Genomic DNA, 17022 nt, shown 5'->3' on the forward strand with positions numbered 1-17022 from the left:
ACCGTGTCCGGATTCGTCGAAAAGCCCGAACCCCAGCAGGTGCCGGGCCTGGTACACCTCCACACCGGCAAGGTGCGGGACCTGTACCGGAACGAGGCGGGCGACCTCGTGATGGTCGCCTCCGACCGCATGTCCGCCTATGACTGGGTGCTGCCCACCCCCATCCCCGACAAGGGCCGCGTGCTCACGCAGCTGTCGCTGTGGTGGTTCGGCCAGCTCTCCGACCTGGTCCCCAACCACGTCCTGTCGACCGAGCTGCCGCCCGGTGCCCCCGCCGACTGGGAGGGCCGCACCCTCATCTGCAAGTCGCTGCGCATGGTCCCCGTCGAGTGCGTGGCCCGCGGCTATCTCACGGGCTCCGGCCTCGTCGAGTACAACGACTCGCGCACGGTCTGCGGCCTCGCCCTGCCCGAGGGCCTGACCGACGGCTCGGAGCTGCCCGCCCCGATCTTCACGCCCGCCACGAAGGCCGAGGTCGGCGAGCACGACGAGAACGTGTCGTACGAGGAGGTGGCCCGCCAGGTCGGCGCGGAGACCGCCGCCGAGCTGCGCCGGATGACGCTCGCCGTCTACGGCCGGGCCCGGGACATCGCGCGTGAGCGCGGCGTGATCCTCGCGGACACCAAGTTCGAGTTCGGCTTCGACGGCGAGACGCTGATCCTCGGCGACGAGGTCCTCACCCCGGACTCGTCCCGCTTCTGGCCCGCGGCCGAGTGGGAGCCGGGTCACGCGCAGCCGTCGTTCGACAAGCAGTACGTGCGGGACTGGCTGACGGGCCCCGAGTCGGGCTGGGACCGCAAGAGCGAGCAGCCGCCGCCCGCGCTGCCGCAGCAGGTCGTGGACGCGACGCGCGCCAAGTACATCGAGGCGTACGAGCGCCTGACCGGCGTCAGCTGGTAGCGACGGCGCGCCGGATGCGCGAAAGCCCCCGGCACCTGAGGTGCCGGGGGCTTTCTGTGGAGCGAACGACGAGGTTCGAACTCGCGACCTCAACCTTGGCAAGGTTGCGCTCTACCAACTGAGCTACGTTCGCACTGCGCCGTGGCGCGAGAGCAACTATACCCAACCTCGCTCCCGTGCGAGCCGCACCGCCGAGTGCCGGTTCTCGGCGCCGAGTTTCGAGACGGCGGACGACAGATAGTTGCGCACGGTCCCCTGCGAGAGCGCGGCGCGCTCGGCGATCTCCGCGACGGGCGCCCCGTCGGCGGCGAATTCGAGCACCTCGGCCTCGCGCGCGGTCAGCGGGGAGTCGCCCGCGGCGATCGCGTCGGCCGCCAACTCCGGGTCCACATAACGGTTTCCCGCGTGCACGGTCCGAATGATCTCGGCGAGCCGCTGGGCACTCACGGTCTTCGGCACGAACCCGCGCACCCCGGCGGACAGGGCCCGCTTCAGATGCCCGGGACGCCCATGGCCGGTCACGATCATGACCCGGCACGCGGGCAGTTCACCGCGCAGCGCTGTGGCGACCTTCACACCGTCGGCGCCCGGCATCTCCAGATCGAGCACGGCCACATCGGGCCGGTGCGCCCGCGCCATGGCGAGCGCCTCGGGCCCGGTGGCGGCCTCGGCGACGACGACGAGATCGTCCTCGAGGCCGAGCAGCGCGGCGAGCGCCCCGCGGATGAGGTGCTCGTCATCGGCGAGCAGCACGCGCACGGTCACCCGGCGCTCCTTTCGTACGCGGCGTCGCGCCGCGGTCCCACGGTGCGCCCGGCCAGCGGCACCTCGGCCACCACCCTGAACACCCCGTCCGCATCTGCCACCACACCCGCCTCAAGCGTCCCGTCGACCTCGGCGAGGCGCTCCCTCAGCCCGGCGAGCCCGGACCCGCCGCTCAGGGCCCCCGGGGACCCGGCCCCGTCGTTCTCCACGCTCAGGACCACCGCGTCCGGCCCCGTCCGTACGCCGATGTCGCAGCGCCGGGCGTCCCCGTGCCGCAGGACGTTCGTCGTGGCCTCGCGCACGACCCAGCCGAGGGCGGACTGCACGGGGCCGGGCAGTTCGGCGGCCGGGCCCGCCACGTTGCAGGAGATCCCCGCCGCGGTCAACACACCCTGCGCGCCCGCCAGTTCAGCTGCCAGATCGGCCTCGCGGTAACCGCGTACGACCTCCCGTACTTCCTTCTGCGACTCCTGGGCGATGCGCTGGACCTCGGTCATCTGGTCCACGGCCTCGGGCCGCCCGCGCCGCGTGAGCTGCACCGCGAGCTCGCTCTTGAGCGCGATCACGGCGAGATTCCTGCCCATCACGTCATGGAGGTCGCGCCCGAACCGCAGCCGTTCCTCGGCGACGGCGAGCCGCGCCCTGGTCTCGCGTGCCTCGTCGAGTTCGTGGACGGCGTTGAGCAGCCAGACGGAGAATCCGGCGGTCAGGGCGAAGATCGCGGTGGTGAACAGCACGGTGGCCGCCGTGATGAGGGCGGCCGGCGCGGGCAGCCCGGACGGCACGGACGCCGCCCCGGCACCGAGGGACGCGCCGAGCGCCGCGCCGATCACCCGCCTGCGGGTGCGCAGCCCGGGCGTGGCGCAGCCCGCGCCGACCATGAGGATGCCGACGAAGAGGACGAGCGCCGTGCGGGTGCCGGCCTCCTCGTCCGCGGGCACCCGCAGCATCACGCCGAGCGTCCCCACGGAGATCGCGGCGGTGGCGACGCCGTACGCGATGACCAGGCGGACCGGCTGCTCGCGCCGGCCGCGCGTCCAGTCGAGCGCCTTGGACGTGGTCACCGCGCCGAGCACGGCGTGCGCGCAGAGCGCGAGGAGCAGGGTCCAGGCGAGCGCGGCCGGTACCTCACCGAAGGCGAGCGGGCCGAGCCAGAAGATCTCGACGAGCCCGAAGGACTGCAGAGACCACCGTGTGTACGTCTCCACCTTCGCCGGGGTGCTCTTCCCCCGCCACCATGCGCCAGGCCGCCTCATGTCCCCACCCCGTCGGATCAACGCCGTGGTTCCCAGCGGAACCACCGTCGTACAGCAAACACGGCGAGGACGGTCCAGGCCACAGCGGTGGCGACGGCGCCCAGGGCGTCGTGCGCGGAGAGGTCCCCGGTCCAGCCGCCCCGTACGAGGGTGATCACCGGTGTGAGAGGCAGCAGTTCGCACGCCGACGCGAGGCGGTCCGGCATGACTTCGAGGGGTACGACGGTGCCGGAGCCGAGCATCGAGAGGAGCAGCAGCGGCATGGCCGCGACCTGCGCGCTCTCGACGCTCCTGCTGAAACTCGCGGTGACGGCGGCGAGCGCGGGCCACATCACCAGGCCCAGCAGCAGCCCGAGTACGGCGTAATAGGGCGCCTGCGGAGCCCCGACATCGAGGACCGCCGTGCAGGCGGCGACGAGCACGAGGCTCTGCGTGAGGCCGATGGCGACGGAGGGCACGGCGGCGCCGGCGAGGATCTCCGCGTCCCGCAGTTCACCGGTGCGCAGCCGCTTGAGGACGAGTTCCTCGCGCCGGGCCGCGTAGACACCGACCAGCGCGCTGTAGACGGCGAAGAGGAGGGAGAAGCCGATCGCGGACGGCAGCAGCACCGAGCCGACGGTGAGCCCCGTGCCCTTCAGGTCCATGCCGTCGATCGACGAGCGCACGCTGAACGGCAGTACCAGCGGAACGCACACCGCGGTGAAGAGCGTGCCCTTGCTGCGGCCGATCAGCGTCAGCTCCGCGCGGGCGAGCGCCCGCATCCGCCCGGCGGCCGTCGTGCCGGCGGTGGCCGCGGGCTTCGTCCTGTCCGTCACGACCGCGCTCATCGCGCCGCCACCTCGTCCCTGTTCTCCGTGCCGGCCGTGGTCTCCGTACGCGCGTCCTGAGCGATCCGCAGGAACGCCTCTTCGAGGGACGCGCTGCGCACGTCGAGCCCCCGCAGCTCGACCCGGGCGTCCCTGGCCCACAACAGGAGCCCGGTGGCGGCCCGTTGGAGCTCGTCGGTCCGCAGCCTGATGGTGCGGCCGTCCGTTTCGTGGCCGCTCACGCCGAGCTCGGCGAGTGGCGGGAGGTCGCCGGGGAAGTAGCCGTCGGGCAGTTCGAAGGAGATGTGCGAGGGCTGGGCGGCGACGACCTCGTCGACGCGGCCCTCGGCGGCGATCCGCCCCTCGTGGAGGATGGCGAGCCGGTCGGCGAGCTCCTCGGCCTCTTCGAGGTAGTGGGTGGTCAGCAGCACGGTGGTGCCCTCGGCGCGCAGCTCGCGCACCAGATTCCAGGTCGCGCGCCGTCCCTGCGCGTCGAGGCCGGTGGTCGGCTCGTCGAGGAAGAGGACCTCGGGCCGGCCGAGCAGTGCGAGCGCCAGGTCGAGGCGCCGCTTCTCGCCGCCGGACAGCTGCTTCACCCGGACCCGGGACCGCCGTTCGAGCCCGACGAGCTCGAGGGCCTCACCGGCTGGCCGGGCGCCGCTCGTGCATCCGCCCCACATCCGGACGGCCTCGGCGACGGTCAGCTCGGACGGAAAGCCGCCTTCCTGGAGCATGACCCCGACGCGCGGCCTGACCAGGTCGCGTTCCGTGTACGGGTCGTGCCCGAGGACCCGTACACGGCCGCCGGCCGGGACGGCGAGTCCTTCGAGGAGTTCGACGGTGGAGGTCTTGCCCGCGCCGTTGGTGCCGAGGAGGGCGAAGAGTTCTCCGCGGGCGACGGAGAAGGTCACTCCGCGCACCGCCTCGTACGAGCCCCCGTACACGCGTCGCAGATCGGTGACGTCGATCACGCGCTCGTTCGTTTCCATGTCCCGAGCCTCTCCCGGCGTCGGGACGAGGAGCAGTGCGCGCTGTCACCGGACCGCATGACAAATGTCAGAGCGGGTCGCGGACATGGGCCTCAGGGGACGCGTACGTGCCGCAGAGGGGCACGGACATGCAGAAGGCCCCGGTCCGATGGACCGGGGCCTTCAAATGGAGCGAACGACGAGGTTCGAACTCGCGACCTCAACCTTGGCAAGGTTGCGCTCTACCAACTGAGCTACGTTCGCACTGCCTCCGATCGACTCTCATCGATCGGCGCGAGCACCAGCCTACCGCACTCCGAAGAGTGGTCGGTACGCCTTGCAGAGCGGGTGACAGGAATTGCACACTGCGCCTTCCCCCTGGAAGGGGGATGTTCTACTACTGAACTACACCCGCAAGACTCCGTGAGGTCCGGCTTTTCGGCCTCGCCCCTCGGCGTGCTCCAGACTTTAGCTGATCAACAGGGGTGGAGCGCAAGTCGGCTGCTCCGCGGGCTGCCGGAGGGGGTCAGTTGGCCGCCTCGAACGCCTCGTAGACCCGCTTGGGGATGCGGCCGCGCGGCGGGACGTCCATCTTGTGCGAGCGCGCCCAGGCGCGGACGGCCGCCGGGTCGGCGGACACCGCGGTGTGCTTGTAGCTCCTGACGGTCTTCCCCGAGGCGCCCTTGCCCGAGCCGGTCTGCTTGCGGCCGGCCTCGAGGAAGGGGGCCAGGGCCGTGCGCAGTTTCTTGGCATTGGCTGGATTCAGGTCGATCTCGTACGACTTGCCGTCGAGACCGAACACGACCGTTTCTGCGGCATCTCCGCCGTCGATGTCGTCGGAGAGAGTGACCACGACACGCTGCGCCACGAATATCGGTCCCTTCGTGCGACATCTGCACCTTGACGTGCGTCGATGTCGACTGTCCGGCTGTTATGGGGCAAAGCAGAGGCGAACTGCCCGCTTTCGCCATTTCCTTTTTACCTTGCCTGGCATTGCATTGTGAAGACCGACTAAATCCCCCCGCGTGTCCGGAGGCAATGGGTCTCCGAAATCTTTCCCCCGATTTTCCATGGGGGCACCGCGCTGTTGCGGTAACGTGATCCGGCTCTCGTAGCTTCCTACGGTCTACGCGAGTAGAAATTTTGTCCGGGTAGTCTGAAGGGACCTGCTCAGCACCACACACCGGGAGTGCCAGTGGCACGCGTCGTAGTCGACGTCATGCTCAAGCCGGAGATCCTCGACCCCCAGGGCCAGGCGGTGCAGCGTGCACTGCCGCGCCTCGGTTTCGAGGGCATCTCCGACGTACGTCAGGGAAAGCGATTCGAACTCGAGGTTGACGGGCCGGTCGACGATGCCGTCCTCGCCCGTATCCACGAGTTGGCCGACACGTTCCTCGCCAACACCGTGATCGAAAACTTCACCGTGAAGGTGGAAGAACCCGCGGTGGGGGCAGAAAAGTGACCGCTCGTATTGGAGTCGTCACCTTTCCCGGATCTCTCGACGACCGGGACACGCAGCGTGCGATCCGACTCGCCGGCGCGGAACCCGTGGCCCTCTGGCACAAGGACAAGGATCTGAAGCAGGTCGACGCTGTCGTCCTGCCCGGTGGATTCTCCTACGGCGACTATCTGCGGGCGGGTGCCATCTCCCGGTTCTCGCCGGTGATGGAGAGCGTCGTCGACCAGGCCAAGGCGGGTCTTCCCGTTCTCGGTATCTGCAATGGCTTCCAGGTCCTCACCGAGGCGCACCTGCTTCCCGGCGCGATGCTCGGCAACGACCACCTGCACTTCATCTGCCGTGACCAGAAGCTGCGCGTCGAGAACACGGACACCGCCTGGACCGCCGACTACACGGCAGGCCAGGAGATCCACATCCCGCTGAAGAACATGGACGGCCGCTACGTCGCCGACGAGCACACGCTGGACATGCTGGAGGCGGAGGGCCGCGTCGCCTTCCGTTACGTGGGCTTCAACCCGAACGGTTCGCTCCGCGACATCGCCGGCATCACGAACGAGGCGGGCAACGTCGTCGGTCTGATGCCGCACCCGGAGCACGCCGTCGAGCCGCTCGTCGGCTCCGGTCGCACCGACGGCCTCCCCTTCTTCACCTCGATCCTCAAGAAGCTGGTCGCCGCCTCATGAGCCTCGACACCGTTGAGAACGCCGCACAGACCCCCGACGTCGAGCTCCCCTGGGCCGAACTCGGTCTGAAGAAGGACGAGTACGAGCGCGTCGTGGAGATCCTCGGCCGCCGCCCGACCGGCGCCGAGCTCGCCATGTACTCCGTGATGTGGTCCGAGCACTGCTCGTACAAGTCGTCCAAGATCCACCTGCGCCAGTTCGGCGAGAAGGCGCCGCAGTCCGACGCGCTGCTCGTCGGCATCGGTGAGAACGCCGGCGTCGTCGACGTCGGCCAGGGCTACGCCGTCACCTTCAAGGTCGAGTCGCACAACCACCCGTCGTACGTCGAGCCCTACCAGGGCGCGGCCACCGGCGTCGGCGGCATCGTGCGCGACATCATCGCGATGGGCGCGCGCCCGGTCGCGGTCGTCGACCCGCTGCGCTTCGGCGCGGCCGACCACCCCGACACCAAGCGTGTCCTGCCGGGTGTCGTCGCCGGCATCGGCGGCTACGGCAACTGCCTGGGCCTGCCGAACATCGGCGGCGAGGTCGTCTTCGACGCCTGCTACCAGGGCAACCCGCTGGTCAACGCGGGCGCCATCGGTGTCATGCGGCACGAGGACATCCACCTCGCGAAGGCGTCGGGCCCGGGCAACAAGGTCATCATGTACGGGGCCCGGACGGGCGGCGACGGCATCGGCGGCGCCTCGATCCTGGCCTCCGAGACCTTCGACGACGCGAAGCCCTCGAAGCGTCCCGCCGTCCAGGTCGGTGACCCCTTCCAGGAGAAGCTCCTCATCGAGTGCACCCTGGAGGCGTTCGCCGAGAAGCTCGTCGTCGGCATCCAGGACCTCGGAGCCGCCGGAATCTCCTGCGCCACCAGCGAGCTGGCGTCCAACGGCTCGGGCGGCATGCGCGTCGAGCTGGACGACGTACCGCTGCGCGACTCCACGCTCTCGCCCGAGGAAATCCTCATGAGCGAGTCGCAGGAGCGCATGTGCGCGGTCGTCGAGCCGGAGAAGGTCGCCCGCTTCCTCGAGATCTGCGAGAAGTGGGACGTCATCGCCACCGTCATCGGTGAGGTCACCGACGGCGACCGCCTGGAGATCTTCTGGCACGGCGAGAAGATCGTCGACGTCGCCCCGCGCACCGTCGCCCACGAGGGCCCGACCTACGAGCGCCCGTACGCCCGCCCCGCGTGGCAGGACGCGCTCCAGGCCGACGACGCGAACAAGCTGCCGCGGCCCGCCTCCAAGGAGGAGCTGAAGGCCCAGGTCCTGAAGCTGGTCGCGTCGCCGAACCAGGCGTCGAAGAAGTGGATCACCTCGCAGTACGACCACTTCGTGCAGGGCAACACCGTCCTCGCGCAGCCCGAGGACTCGGGCATGATCCGCATCGACGAGGAGTCGGGGCTCGGCGTCGCCATCGCGACCGACGGCAACGGCCGGTACGCGAAGCTCGACCCGTACCACGGCGCGCAGCTCGCCCTCGCCGAGGCGTACCGGAACGTCGCGACGACCGGCGCCAAGCCGCTCGCGATCTCCGACTGCCTGAACTTCGGTTCGCCCGAGGACCCGGACGTCATGTGGCAGTTCGTCGAGGCCATCCGTGGTCTCGCCGACGCCTGCCAGATCCTCGGCACCCCGGTGACCGGCGGCAACGTCTCGCTGTACAACCAGACGGGTGAGGCGGCGATCCACCCGACGCCCGTCGTGGCCGTGCTCGGCGTCATCGACGATGTCGCCCGCCGCACGCCGGTCGCCTTCCGGGAAGAGGGCCAGCTCCTCTACCTGCTCGGCGACACCCGCGAGGAGTTCGGCGGCTCGGCCTGGTCGCAGGTCGTCCACGACCACCTCGGCGGCCTGCCCCCGCAGGTCGACCTGGAGCGGGAGCGGCTGCTCGCCGACATCCTGATCTCGGCGTCCCGCGACGGCATGGTCGACGCCGCGCACGACCTGTCCGACGGCGGCCTGATCCAGGCCGTGGTCGAGTCGGCGATGCTCGGCGACAAGGGCGCGCGGCTCATCGTGCCCGACGGCCTGGACGCGTTCACGTTCCTGTTCTCCGAGTCGGCGGGCCGCGCGGTCGTCGCCGTCCCGCGGAGCGAGGAGCTGCGCTTCACCGACATGTGCGGCGCGCGCGGCCTCCCGGCCACCCGCATCGGCGTGGTCGACGGCGACGCGGTGGAGCTCCAGGGCGAGTTCACCCTCCCCCTCACGGACCTCCGCGAGGCCCACGAGGCGACGATCCCGGCACTGCTTGCCTGACGATCGTTCCCTGACGGACGAGAGGCCCCGCCCGTGCTGTGAAGCACCGGGTGGGGCCTTTGGTCCGTCCGGCACGGGCCTGGTCCTCAAGGCATAGGCTCGCCCCATGTCTCCGGCCAAGAAGCGTGCGCGTTCCTATGATTCCGCCAAGATCCGGGCGGCCGTTCTCGCGCAGTTCGGGCAGGTGCGGGACGCGGTGCTCACGCTCACCCCGGAGCAGCTCGGCGCCCCGACCCGGCTCGGTGACTGGACCGTACGGGAGTTGGCGGCGCACTTCACGATGGCGGTCGGCGCGGTGGCCAGGGGGCTGGAGATGCCGGAGCCGGCCAAGCATGAACTCCCGCTCCTGGACTGGCCGTCGGGGACCGCGACCGAGTCCGGCGCCATCGCCGACGGCACCCGTGAGCTCGCCGCGAGCGCGCAGCCGTCGGAGCTCTTCGCGCGCACCACGGCCCGTATGGAGGAGGCTCTGGCCGAGGCCCCGGACACCCGCCTGATCCCCACGCGGTTCGGCGCCATGACCCTCGCCGACTTCCTCGTCACCCGTACCGTCGAACTCGTCGTCCACACCGACGACCTGAACGACGCGCTGCCCGGCCTCGACGTCCCGTACGACCGGCAGGCGCTCGCCGCCTGCACCCGGTTGCTCGCCGACGCCCTCGCCGTGAAGGCGCCCGGCGCGTCGACCGAGGTCCGGATCCCGCCGTTCGCCGTCGTCCAGTGCGTCGAGGGCCCCCGCCACACCCGCGGCACCCCGCCGAACGTCGTCGAGACGGACCCGCTCACCTGGATCCGCCTCGCCACCGGACGCGTCGGGTGGCACGCCGCCCTGAACGACGCGAAGGTCAGCGCGAGCGGCGAACGGGCCGATCTCAGCAAGCTGCTGCCCCTTATGGGCTAGGGCCTTTCGCCCGGGGGAACCGATCCGCCCACCCGACTCGTCCCACCGCCATGCACACGCAATCCCGGAACCTCACCGTCCTGGCCGCGCTCCTGCCCCTCGCGGCCGTCGCAGCGTGCGGATCACAGACCGTGTCCGTCGCGGGTACGCCCGTCATCGGCGTCCGGTGGAACGTCGAGAGCGTCACCGTCGACGGCTCCACGGCTCAGGCCCCCGAGAGCGCGTACGTGGAGTTCCCCTCGGCCGACCGGGTGCGCGGCAACAACGGCTGCAACAGCTTCGACGCGAAGGCCGAGATCGACGGCGACACGATCCGGGTCGGCCGGAGCATCGTGACGATGTCGATGTGCATGGACAAGAAGCAGCGGGACTTCGAGAAGACCTTCAGCCGCGCCATCGGCGGCAGCAACAAGGCCAGGACCGACGGTGACCACCTCACCCTCACCACCGACGACGGCGACACAATCGCCCTGGTCAAGGAGCGTCCGGCCCCGCTGACCGGCACCGAGTGGACCGTCACGAGCCTGATCTCCGACGACGTGGCGACCTCGCTGCCGCCGGAGGTGGCGGGCCGGGCCAGGATGACCTTCGAGAAAGCGGGCGAGGCGGGCAAGGACGGCGCCGCCACCGGGACCCTCGGCTGCAATCGCTTCCGCGCGAAGGCCGAGTTCCGCGACGGCCACCTCACGCTCGGCAGGCCCATCACGACCCGCGTGCTCTGCCAGGGCCCGCGCATGGACACCGAACGCGCCCTCCTGAAGCTCTTCACCCAGAAGCTGTCGTACGAGGTCCAGGGCCGCACCCTCACGCTGACGGCCCCCGACGGAACCGGCGCCGAGGCGAGGGCCGGCCGCGGCTGACGGGACGGCCCCCCGACACCGGGCCCTGGCTCCCGGCTCCTCCCCGTCCCCGGCCCCCGCCCCCGCACCTCCGCAGCGAATTCCGTCACACTCGCACCCGCCGTCGCGCCCGGCGCCGCCCCCCGCGGCGCCCACCGCCCCGCGTCCGCCGCCGACGTCGCCCCCGAGCCTTCCCAGCCCTGCCCGTAGCACACGAAGAACCAGGTCAGCGCCATGATCGGGCCGACGCGGCGAGGCGGGCGCAACGGGGTCGGTGCGGTGCGAAGCGGCCCCGAGCCACCGCCTCAGGGGCGGACGCCACGGGCTCGACCAGGCGCGAGATCACGTTCGCCAATTCGGACCAGTGGTCGATCTCGCCTACACTCGGAGGCGTGCCACGTGGTGACGGTCGACTCAATCATGATCTGCTCCCCGGCGAGAAAGGCCCCCAGGACGCTTGTGGCGTCTTCGGTGTCTGGGCTCCCGGTGAAGAGGTCGCCAAGCTCACTTACTTCGGGCTCTACGCCCTCCAGCATCGAGGTCAGGAATCCGCGGGAATCGCGGTGAGCAACGGCTCCCAGATTCTCGTCTTCAAGGACATGGGCCTCGTGTCCCAGGTCTTCGACGAGACCTCCCTCAGTTCGCTCCAAGGTCATATCGCGGTCGGTCACGCCCGCTACTCGACCACCGGCGCTTCCGTGTGGGAGAACGCCCAGCCGACGTTCCGTGCCACCGCGCACGGCTCGATCGCGCTCGGCCACAACGGCAACCTGGTCAACACGGCGCAGCTCGCCGAGATGGTCGCGGCCCTCCCCAAGGAGAACGGCCGCAACACCCAGCTCGCGGCGACCAACGACACCGACCTCGTCACCGCGCTCCTCGCGGGCCAGGTCGACGACGACGGCAAGCCGCTGACCATCGAGGACGCCGCCGCCAAGATCCTTCCGGATGTTCGGGGCGCCTTCTCCCTCGTCTTCATGGACGAGCACACCCTCTACGCGGCCCGCGACCCGCAGGGCATCCGCCCGCTGGTCCTCGGCCGGCTCGAGCGCGGCTGGGTCGTCGCCTCCGAGTCCGCCGCCCTCGACATCTGCGGCGCCAGCTATGTGCGCGAGATCGAGCCGGGCGAGTTCGTCGCCATCGACGAGAACGGCCTGCGCACCTCCCGATTCGCAGAAGCGAAGCCCAAGGGCTGTGTCTTCGAGTACGTGTACCTGGCCCGCCCCGACACCGACATCGCCGGGCGGAACGTGTACCTCTCCCGCGTGGAGATGGGCCGCAAACTCGCCAAGGAAGCACCGGTCGAGGCCGACCTGGTCATAGCGACGCCGGAATCGGGCACCCCCGCCGCGATCGGTTACGCGGAGGCCTCCGGCATTCCGTTCGGCGCGGGACTGGTCAAGAACGCGTACGTCGGCCGGACCTTCATCCAGCCCTCGCAGACCATCCGGCAGCTCGGTATCCGGCTGAAGCTCAACCCGCTCAAGGAAGTCATCAAGGGCAAGCGGCTGGTCGTCGTCGACGACTCGATCGTGCGCGGCAACACCCAGCGCGCCCTGGTCCGCATGCTCCGCGAAGCGGGCGCGGCCGAGATCCACATCCGGATCTCCTCTCCCCCCGTGAAGTGGCCCTGCTTCTTCGGCATCGACTTCGCGACGCGCGCCGAGCTGATCGCCAACGGCATGTCGATCGACGAGATCGGCAAGTCCCTGGGCGCCGACTCCCTCTCCTACATCTCCATCGACGGCATGATCGAGGCCACGACCATCGACAAGCCGAACCTCTGCCGCGCCTGCTTCGACGGCGAGTACCCGATGGACCTTCCCGACCCCGAGCTGCTCGGCAAGCAGCTCCTGGAGACCGAGCTCGCGGCAGGACCGGCGAACACCGCCGCCACCGACGCCCTCCGTCGCCCGTAAGACCCCCGTCGTACGACACGAAAGTTCTCAAGCCATGTCTGAGACACCTGGTGCCAGCTATGCGTCCGCGGGCGTCGACATCGAAGCGGGCGACCGCGCCGTCGAACTGATGAAGGAGTGGGTGAAGAAGACGCAGCGCCCCGAGGTCGCCGGCCTCGGTGGTCTCGGCGGATTCGCCGGCCTCTTCGACGCCTCCGCCTTCAAGCGTTACGAGCGTCCGCTGCTCGCCTCCGCCACGGACGGAGTCGGCACGAAGGTCGACATCGCCCGCCGCCTCGGCGTGTACGACACCATCGGTCACGACCTCGTCGCGATGGTCATGGACGACATCGTGGTGTGCGGCGCCGAGCCGCTGTTCATGACCGACTACATCTGCGTCGGCAAGGTGCACCCCGAGCGTGTCGCCGCCATCGTGAAGGGCATCGCCGAGGGCTGTGTCCTCGCCGGCTGCTCCCTCGTCGGCGGCGAGACCGCGGAGCACCCGGGCCTGCTCGGCCCGGACGACTTCGACGTCGCGGGCGCCGGCACCGGCGTCGTGGAGGCCGACCGGCTGCTCGGCCCGGATCGCATCCGTACGGGTGACGCGGTGATCGCGATGGCGTCCTCCGGTCTTCACTCGAACGGGTACTCGCTGGTCCGCCACGTCCTCTTCGACCGCGCGAACCTGACGCTCGACCAGCACGTCGAGGAGCTCGGCCGCACGCTCGGCGAGGAGCTTCTGGAGCCCACCAAGATCTACTCGCTGGACTGCCTGGCGCTGACCCGCACCACGGACGTCCACGCGTACAGCCACATCACGGGCGGCGGCCTCGCGGCCAACCTGGCCCGGGTCATCCCGGACGGCCTGCACGCCACCGTGGACCGCTCCACGTGGGCGCCCGGCGCGATCTTCGACCTCGTCGGCAAGGCCGGCGCCGTGGAGCGCCTGGAGCTCGAGAAGACGCTGAACATGGGCGTCGGCATGATGGCGATCGTCCCCCAGGACGCGGTGGACTCCGCGCTCGCGACGCTCGCCGACCGCGGCGTGGACTCGTGGGTCGCCGGTGAGATCACCGAGCGCGGCGAGCACACCACGGGCGCGGCGCTCACGGGTGACTACAGCAAGTAAGGCCCGCAGGGCAGCACAAAACCCGGTCCGGCGGTGTGACCACCCCGGACCGGGTGAAGTGCAGTTGCTACGCAAAACGAGAACTGCGAAGAACTACTGCTGGACTGCAGACTGCAGGACTGCGAGGTCAAGCGCCGCGGCGCTGCGCCGAGGGACCGGACTCGTCAGAGTCCTCGTCATCCTCGTCGTCGTTATACAGATCCGCGTACTGGGCGTACGGGTCGTCTTCCTCGTCGTCGTCCTCGAAAGGCTCGCCATTCGGCGGCTGATTCGAGGTCGAAGCGCCCAGCTCATTGGCCAGACGCGAGAGGTCAGTCCCGCCGCTGCTGTACTTCAGCTGGCGGGCGACCTTCGTCTGCTTGGCCTTTGCCCGGCCGCGCCCCATGGCTCGACCCCCTCGGTGACGGGGCTCGACGGCCCCAGAGTCTTGACACGCGTTCATGATCTCGAACGGGCTCTCCGCAGAGAGACCCGTCCTTAGGGCTTCCACGGTACCTGCTCCCGCGGCCATACGGTACGTCGCCCGCAGGACGCGCCTGGGCGCAGGACCAGCAAGGTGCCCTGTCCTCGCTGGTCAGCTGCGATTTTAACCTCTTCTTGGCGAGCGACCCGCCGACGGGCGTGAGTCTTGTCTCCCGCATCCGCCCACGGGCCGCTCCCGGGCACCCCGAACGTCAGCGGCGGCGGGCCTCCGCCATACGCTGCTCGGCGATCCGGTCGGCCGCGGCGGCCGGCGGAATCCCATCCGTCTTCGCACGCGCGAATATGGCCAGCGTCGTGTCGAAGATCTTCGACGCCTTGGCCTTGCACCGGTCGAAGTCGAAGCCGTGCAGCTCGTCGGCGACCTGGATCACTCCGCCGGCGTTCACGACGTAGTCGGGCGCGTAGAGGATCCCGCGGTCGGCGAGGTCCTTCTCCACGCCCGGGTGGGCGAGCTGGTTGTTGGCCGCGCCGCAGACGATCTTCGCCGTGAGGACCGGGACGGAGTCGTCGTCGAGCGCGCCGCCCAGAGCGCACGGGGCGTAGATGTCGAGGCCCTCGGTGGTGATGAGCGCCTCGGTGTCCGCCACTGCCCGCACGGACGGGTGCTTGTCCTGAATCCGCCGTACGGACTCCTCGCGGACATCCGTGATCACGACCTCCGCGCCGTCCGAGAGGAGGTGCTCCACGAGGTGGTGGCCGACCTTGCCGACGCCCGCGACGCCGACCTTGCGGCCGCGCAGTGTCGGGTCGCCCCACAGGTGCTGGGCGGAGGCCCGCATGCCCTGGAAGACACCGAAGGCGGTGAGCACGGACGAGTCGCCGGCGCCGCCGTTCTCCGGGGAGCGTCCGGTCGTCCAGCTGCACTCGCGCGCGACGACGTCCATGTCGGCGACGTAGGTGCCGACGTCGCACGCCGTCACGTAGCGCCCGCCGAGCGAGGCGACGAAGCGGCCGTAGGCGAGCAGCAGTTCCTCGCTCTTGATCGTCTCGGGGTCACCGATGATCACGGCCTTGCCGCCGCCGTGGTCGAGGCCGGCCATGGCGTTCTTGTACGACATCCCGCGCGCGAGGTTCAGGGCGTCGGCGACGGCCTCCGCCTCGTTCGCGTAGGGGTAGAAGCGGGTACCGCCCAGGGCGGGGCCCAGGGCGGTGCTGTGGATGGCGATGACGGCCTTGAGGCCACTGGCGCGGTCCTGGCAGAGCACGACTTGCTCATGGCCGCCCTGTTCCGAGTGGAACAGGGTGTGCAGAACATCGGCAGGGGCGCCGGTTACGTCGGTCACTGTGGTGACTCCCGGGTAAGTAGCGGCGGTTGGAGACGGTGCCCGTACGGGTGGCGGGTCCCGTTGGGCAAGAGACTAGAGCCTGCGCCGAGCCGCCAGACGCGCAGTGCCGAGGATCACCCTCTCCTGGAGTACGCGCGTGTCCGGCCAGGTGCGTTCACCTTCGGCCATGGGACGATTTGCAGTGTTTTCCAGGCGCAGTCCGGGGGAGGGAGCAGCCGTGCCCAAGGTGTCTTCGGTGACCGTGCCCTACGCGTCGTATCTCCGCGTGTACGAACCCCTCGCGGCGTTCCCCGAGCCCGAGCGGAGCCACTGGGAGCGCTACGCGCAGCGCCGGGAACGCCCCTCCTACCAGGACGAACTCCGCCGCTCGCTGGCCGACTTGCTGCCGACGCCGCCCGTGCCCGTGCCCGTGCACGAGAGCGACGACGCGTTCGTCATCGAGACGGACGGGGTGGTGTGCGTGTGTCCGTGGCGCACGCGGCTGCGCGGCTGGCAGGCCCTGGACGAGCTGCCGGGCCGGCTGCCGACACCGGTGCTGGACGCGGTGCTCCCGCCGGTGGTGCGCCGGCAGTCCGCCGCGGACTACGAGCGCTGGCTGGCCCGCAACCCGGACGCCCGCCCCTGGATCCGCACGTCCACCTGGCAGATCCCGCTGAACTGGTTCGTGCTCGTCTCGGACGAGGAGCGCGAGTACGGCAAGGGGGCCGAGGACCGCGCGGAAGGCGAGGCGCCGGTGCTGCGCTACCGGACGCCGATGGTGCAGGCGCGGCGCCGGGTGGCGCGAGGGCTTCGCACGCTGCGGGACACGATGGACGAGGGGCCGCTGATCGACGGTCTGGTGGATGTGGGGCGCTGGCTCGAAGAGTTCCACCCGCGTTCATTCGTCGAACTCGACTACGGCGGCCTGGTGCACGCTTTGTCCGCGGAAGATCTGGACGGTGATCATTCCGCCGCGGACGTGGCGGAGGGGATCGAGGCGCTGCGGCGCGGTGACGGTGACGGGGCCGAGGCGGCGTACGCGCGGCTGATGGAACGCTGGCGTGCTGTGCGGGACCGGCAGTTCGCGAACTGACCGTACGGGTGTGCGGGGACGTAGGTCCCGATCCGGGCTTTTGCCCCAAGCGTGATGGACCGCACTTACTACGCCCTTGCGCCCATCACCCCTCCTCGTGCCAAAATAGGACAAGGAGTCCGGGGAGGACTTCGCCCGGCTGCTTTCGTCCGCGTTCAGCCGGAATCTCAGCATTGCACGCTATGGGGGGTCTCGTGACTCCTGGCGCCACTGTGACTGATCGTCACAGTGGCGTGACTGTCCGCTATGGCATGGTCCATCGGCTTCCGTCGCTGATGAACACCTGGGAGGGCAATTCCATCGGTTTGGCCGACGCGGCTGGACGGATGGT

16 protein-coding genes and 3 tRNA genes are annotated in these 17022 nt (G+C 70.1%); 9 read left to right on the forward strand and 10 right to left on the reverse strand.

The window, feature by feature from the left end; translation table 11 throughout:
* The first annotated feature begins 3 nt into the window (after positions 1–3).
* The gene (locus tag OHO83_RS24235) at positions 4–900 is read left to right on the forward strand and encodes a phosphoribosylaminoimidazolesuccinocarboxamide synthase (protein WP_266672124.1); all 897 of its coding nucleotides are present in this window, start codon (positions 4–6) and stop codon (positions 898–900) included.
* Between the two features lie 57 nt (positions 901–957).
* Here OHO83_RS24235 and OHO83_RS24240 read toward each other — a convergent pair.
* The 8 genes from OHO83_RS24240 to OHO83_RS24275 all read right to left on the reverse strand — a co-directional run bounded on the left by OHO83_RS24240 (position 958) and on the right by OHO83_RS24275 (position 5563).
* Positions 958–1033 (reverse strand) — tRNA-Gly (locus OHO83_RS24240).
* 23 nt (positions 1034–1056) lie between these two features.
* On the reverse strand, positions 1057–1665 hold the full coding sequence (locus OHO83_RS24245; RefSeq protein WP_266562544.1) for a response regulator transcription factor: 609 nt from the start codon (positions 1663–1665) through the stop codon (positions 1057–1059).
* Positions 1662–2921, reverse strand: a complete 1260-nt coding sequence (locus OHO83_RS24250; RefSeq protein ID WP_266672121.1) for a sensor histidine kinase — start codon at positions 2919–2921, stop codon at positions 1662–1664. The genes OHO83_RS24245 and OHO83_RS24250 overlap by 4 nt, the downstream gene beginning before the upstream one ends.
* 17 nt (positions 2922–2938) lie before the next feature.
* Complete coding sequence (locus tag OHO83_RS24255) at positions 2939–3748, reverse strand: ABC transporter permease (RefSeq protein ID WP_266672119.1); 810 nt, start codon at positions 3746–3748, stop codon at positions 2939–2941.
* A complete protein-coding gene (locus OHO83_RS24260) occupies positions 3745–4716 on the reverse strand; it encodes an ABC transporter ATP-binding protein (protein ID WP_266672117.1) in 972 nt (323 codons plus the stop codon). Before OHO83_RS24260 ends, OHO83_RS24255 begins: the two co-directional genes overlap by 4 nt.
* A gap of 167 nt (positions 4717–4883) precedes the next feature.
* A tRNA-Gly gene (locus OHO83_RS24265) sits at positions 4884–4959 on the reverse strand.
* A gap of 79 nt (positions 4960–5038) precedes the next feature.
* A tRNA-Gly gene (locus OHO83_RS24270) sits at positions 5039–5110 on the reverse strand.
* Positions 5111–5221: 111 nt separating this feature from the next.
* On the reverse strand, positions 5222–5563 hold the full coding sequence (locus OHO83_RS24275) for a histone-like nucleoid-structuring protein Lsr2 (RefSeq protein ID WP_266672115.1): 342 nt from the start codon (positions 5561–5563) through the stop codon (positions 5222–5224).
* Between the two features lie 327 nt (positions 5564–5890).
* Here OHO83_RS24275 and purS point away from each other — a divergent pair, with 327 nt between their 5' ends.
* The 7 genes from purS (at position 5891) to purM (ending at position 13850) form a co-directional block, all read left to right on the forward strand.
* Positions 5891–6157, forward strand: a complete 267-nt coding sequence (purS, locus tag OHO83_RS24280) for a phosphoribosylformylglycinamidine synthase subunit PurS (RefSeq protein ID WP_100598945.1) — start codon at positions 5891–5893, stop codon at positions 6155–6157.
* Entirely contained in the window at positions 6154–6837 is a 684-nt protein-coding gene (gene purQ / locus OHO83_RS24285) for a phosphoribosylformylglycinamidine synthase subunit PurQ (protein ID WP_116512202.1), read from the forward strand. The genes purS and purQ overlap by 4 nt, the downstream gene beginning before the upstream one ends.
* Positions 6834–9083 carry a phosphoribosylformylglycinamidine synthase subunit PurL gene (purL, locus tag OHO83_RS24290; protein ID WP_266672113.1) on the forward strand — a complete coding sequence of 750 codons (2250 nt, stop codon included), beginning with the start codon at positions 6834–6836 and terminating at the stop codon, positions 9081–9083. The genes purQ and purL overlap by 4 nt, the downstream gene beginning before the upstream one ends.
* 106 nt (positions 9084–9189) lie before the next feature.
* Positions 9190–9984: a maleylpyruvate isomerase family mycothiol-dependent enzyme gene (locus OHO83_RS24295; RefSeq protein WP_266672111.1), complete on the forward strand. Its 795-nt coding sequence runs from the start codon at positions 9190–9192 to the stop codon at positions 9982–9984.
* Positions 9985–10034: 50 nt separating this feature from the next.
* Positions 10035–10844, forward strand: a complete 810-nt coding sequence (locus tag OHO83_RS24300; protein WP_266672109.1) for an META domain-containing protein — start codon at positions 10035–10037, stop codon at positions 10842–10844.
* A 371-nt stretch (positions 10845–11215) separates the two neighbouring features.
* Positions 11216–12742, forward strand: coding sequence for an amidophosphoribosyltransferase (gene purF / locus OHO83_RS24305; protein ID WP_227295805.1), 1527 nt, complete (start codon positions 11216–11218; stop codon positions 12740–12742).
* 34 nt (positions 12743–12776) lie between these two features.
* A complete protein-coding gene (gene purM, locus OHO83_RS24310) occupies positions 12777–13850 on the forward strand; it encodes a phosphoribosylformylglycinamidine cyclo-ligase (RefSeq protein WP_266672106.1) in 1074 nt (357 codons plus the stop codon).
* A gap of 127 nt (positions 13851–13977) precedes the next feature.
* On the opposite strand, the gene OHO83_RS24315 is transcribed toward purM, so the two are convergent.
* Positions 13978–14235, reverse strand: a complete 258-nt coding sequence (locus tag OHO83_RS24315) for a DUF3073 domain-containing protein (RefSeq protein WP_266672104.1) — start codon at positions 14233–14235, stop codon at positions 13978–13980.
* A gap of 289 nt (positions 14236–14524) precedes the next feature.
* Positions 14525–15616, reverse strand: coding sequence for a Leu/Phe/Val dehydrogenase (locus OHO83_RS24320; RefSeq protein WP_266672102.1), 1092 nt, complete (start codon positions 15614–15616; stop codon positions 14525–14527).
* Between the two features lie 220 nt (positions 15617–15836).
* On the opposite strand from OHO83_RS24320, the gene OHO83_RS24325 reads away from it, so the two are divergent.
* Entirely contained in the window at positions 15837–16691 is an 855-nt protein-coding gene (locus tag OHO83_RS24325; RefSeq protein WP_266672100.1) for a hypothetical protein, read from the forward strand.
* Positions 16692–17022: the final 331 nt, after the last annotated feature.

Origin of the sequence: Streptomyces sp. NBC_00569, from assembly GCF_036345255.1 — a bacterium.
Taxonomy (GTDB): domain Bacteria; phylum Actinomycetota; class Actinomycetes; order Streptomycetales; family Streptomycetaceae; genus Streptomyces.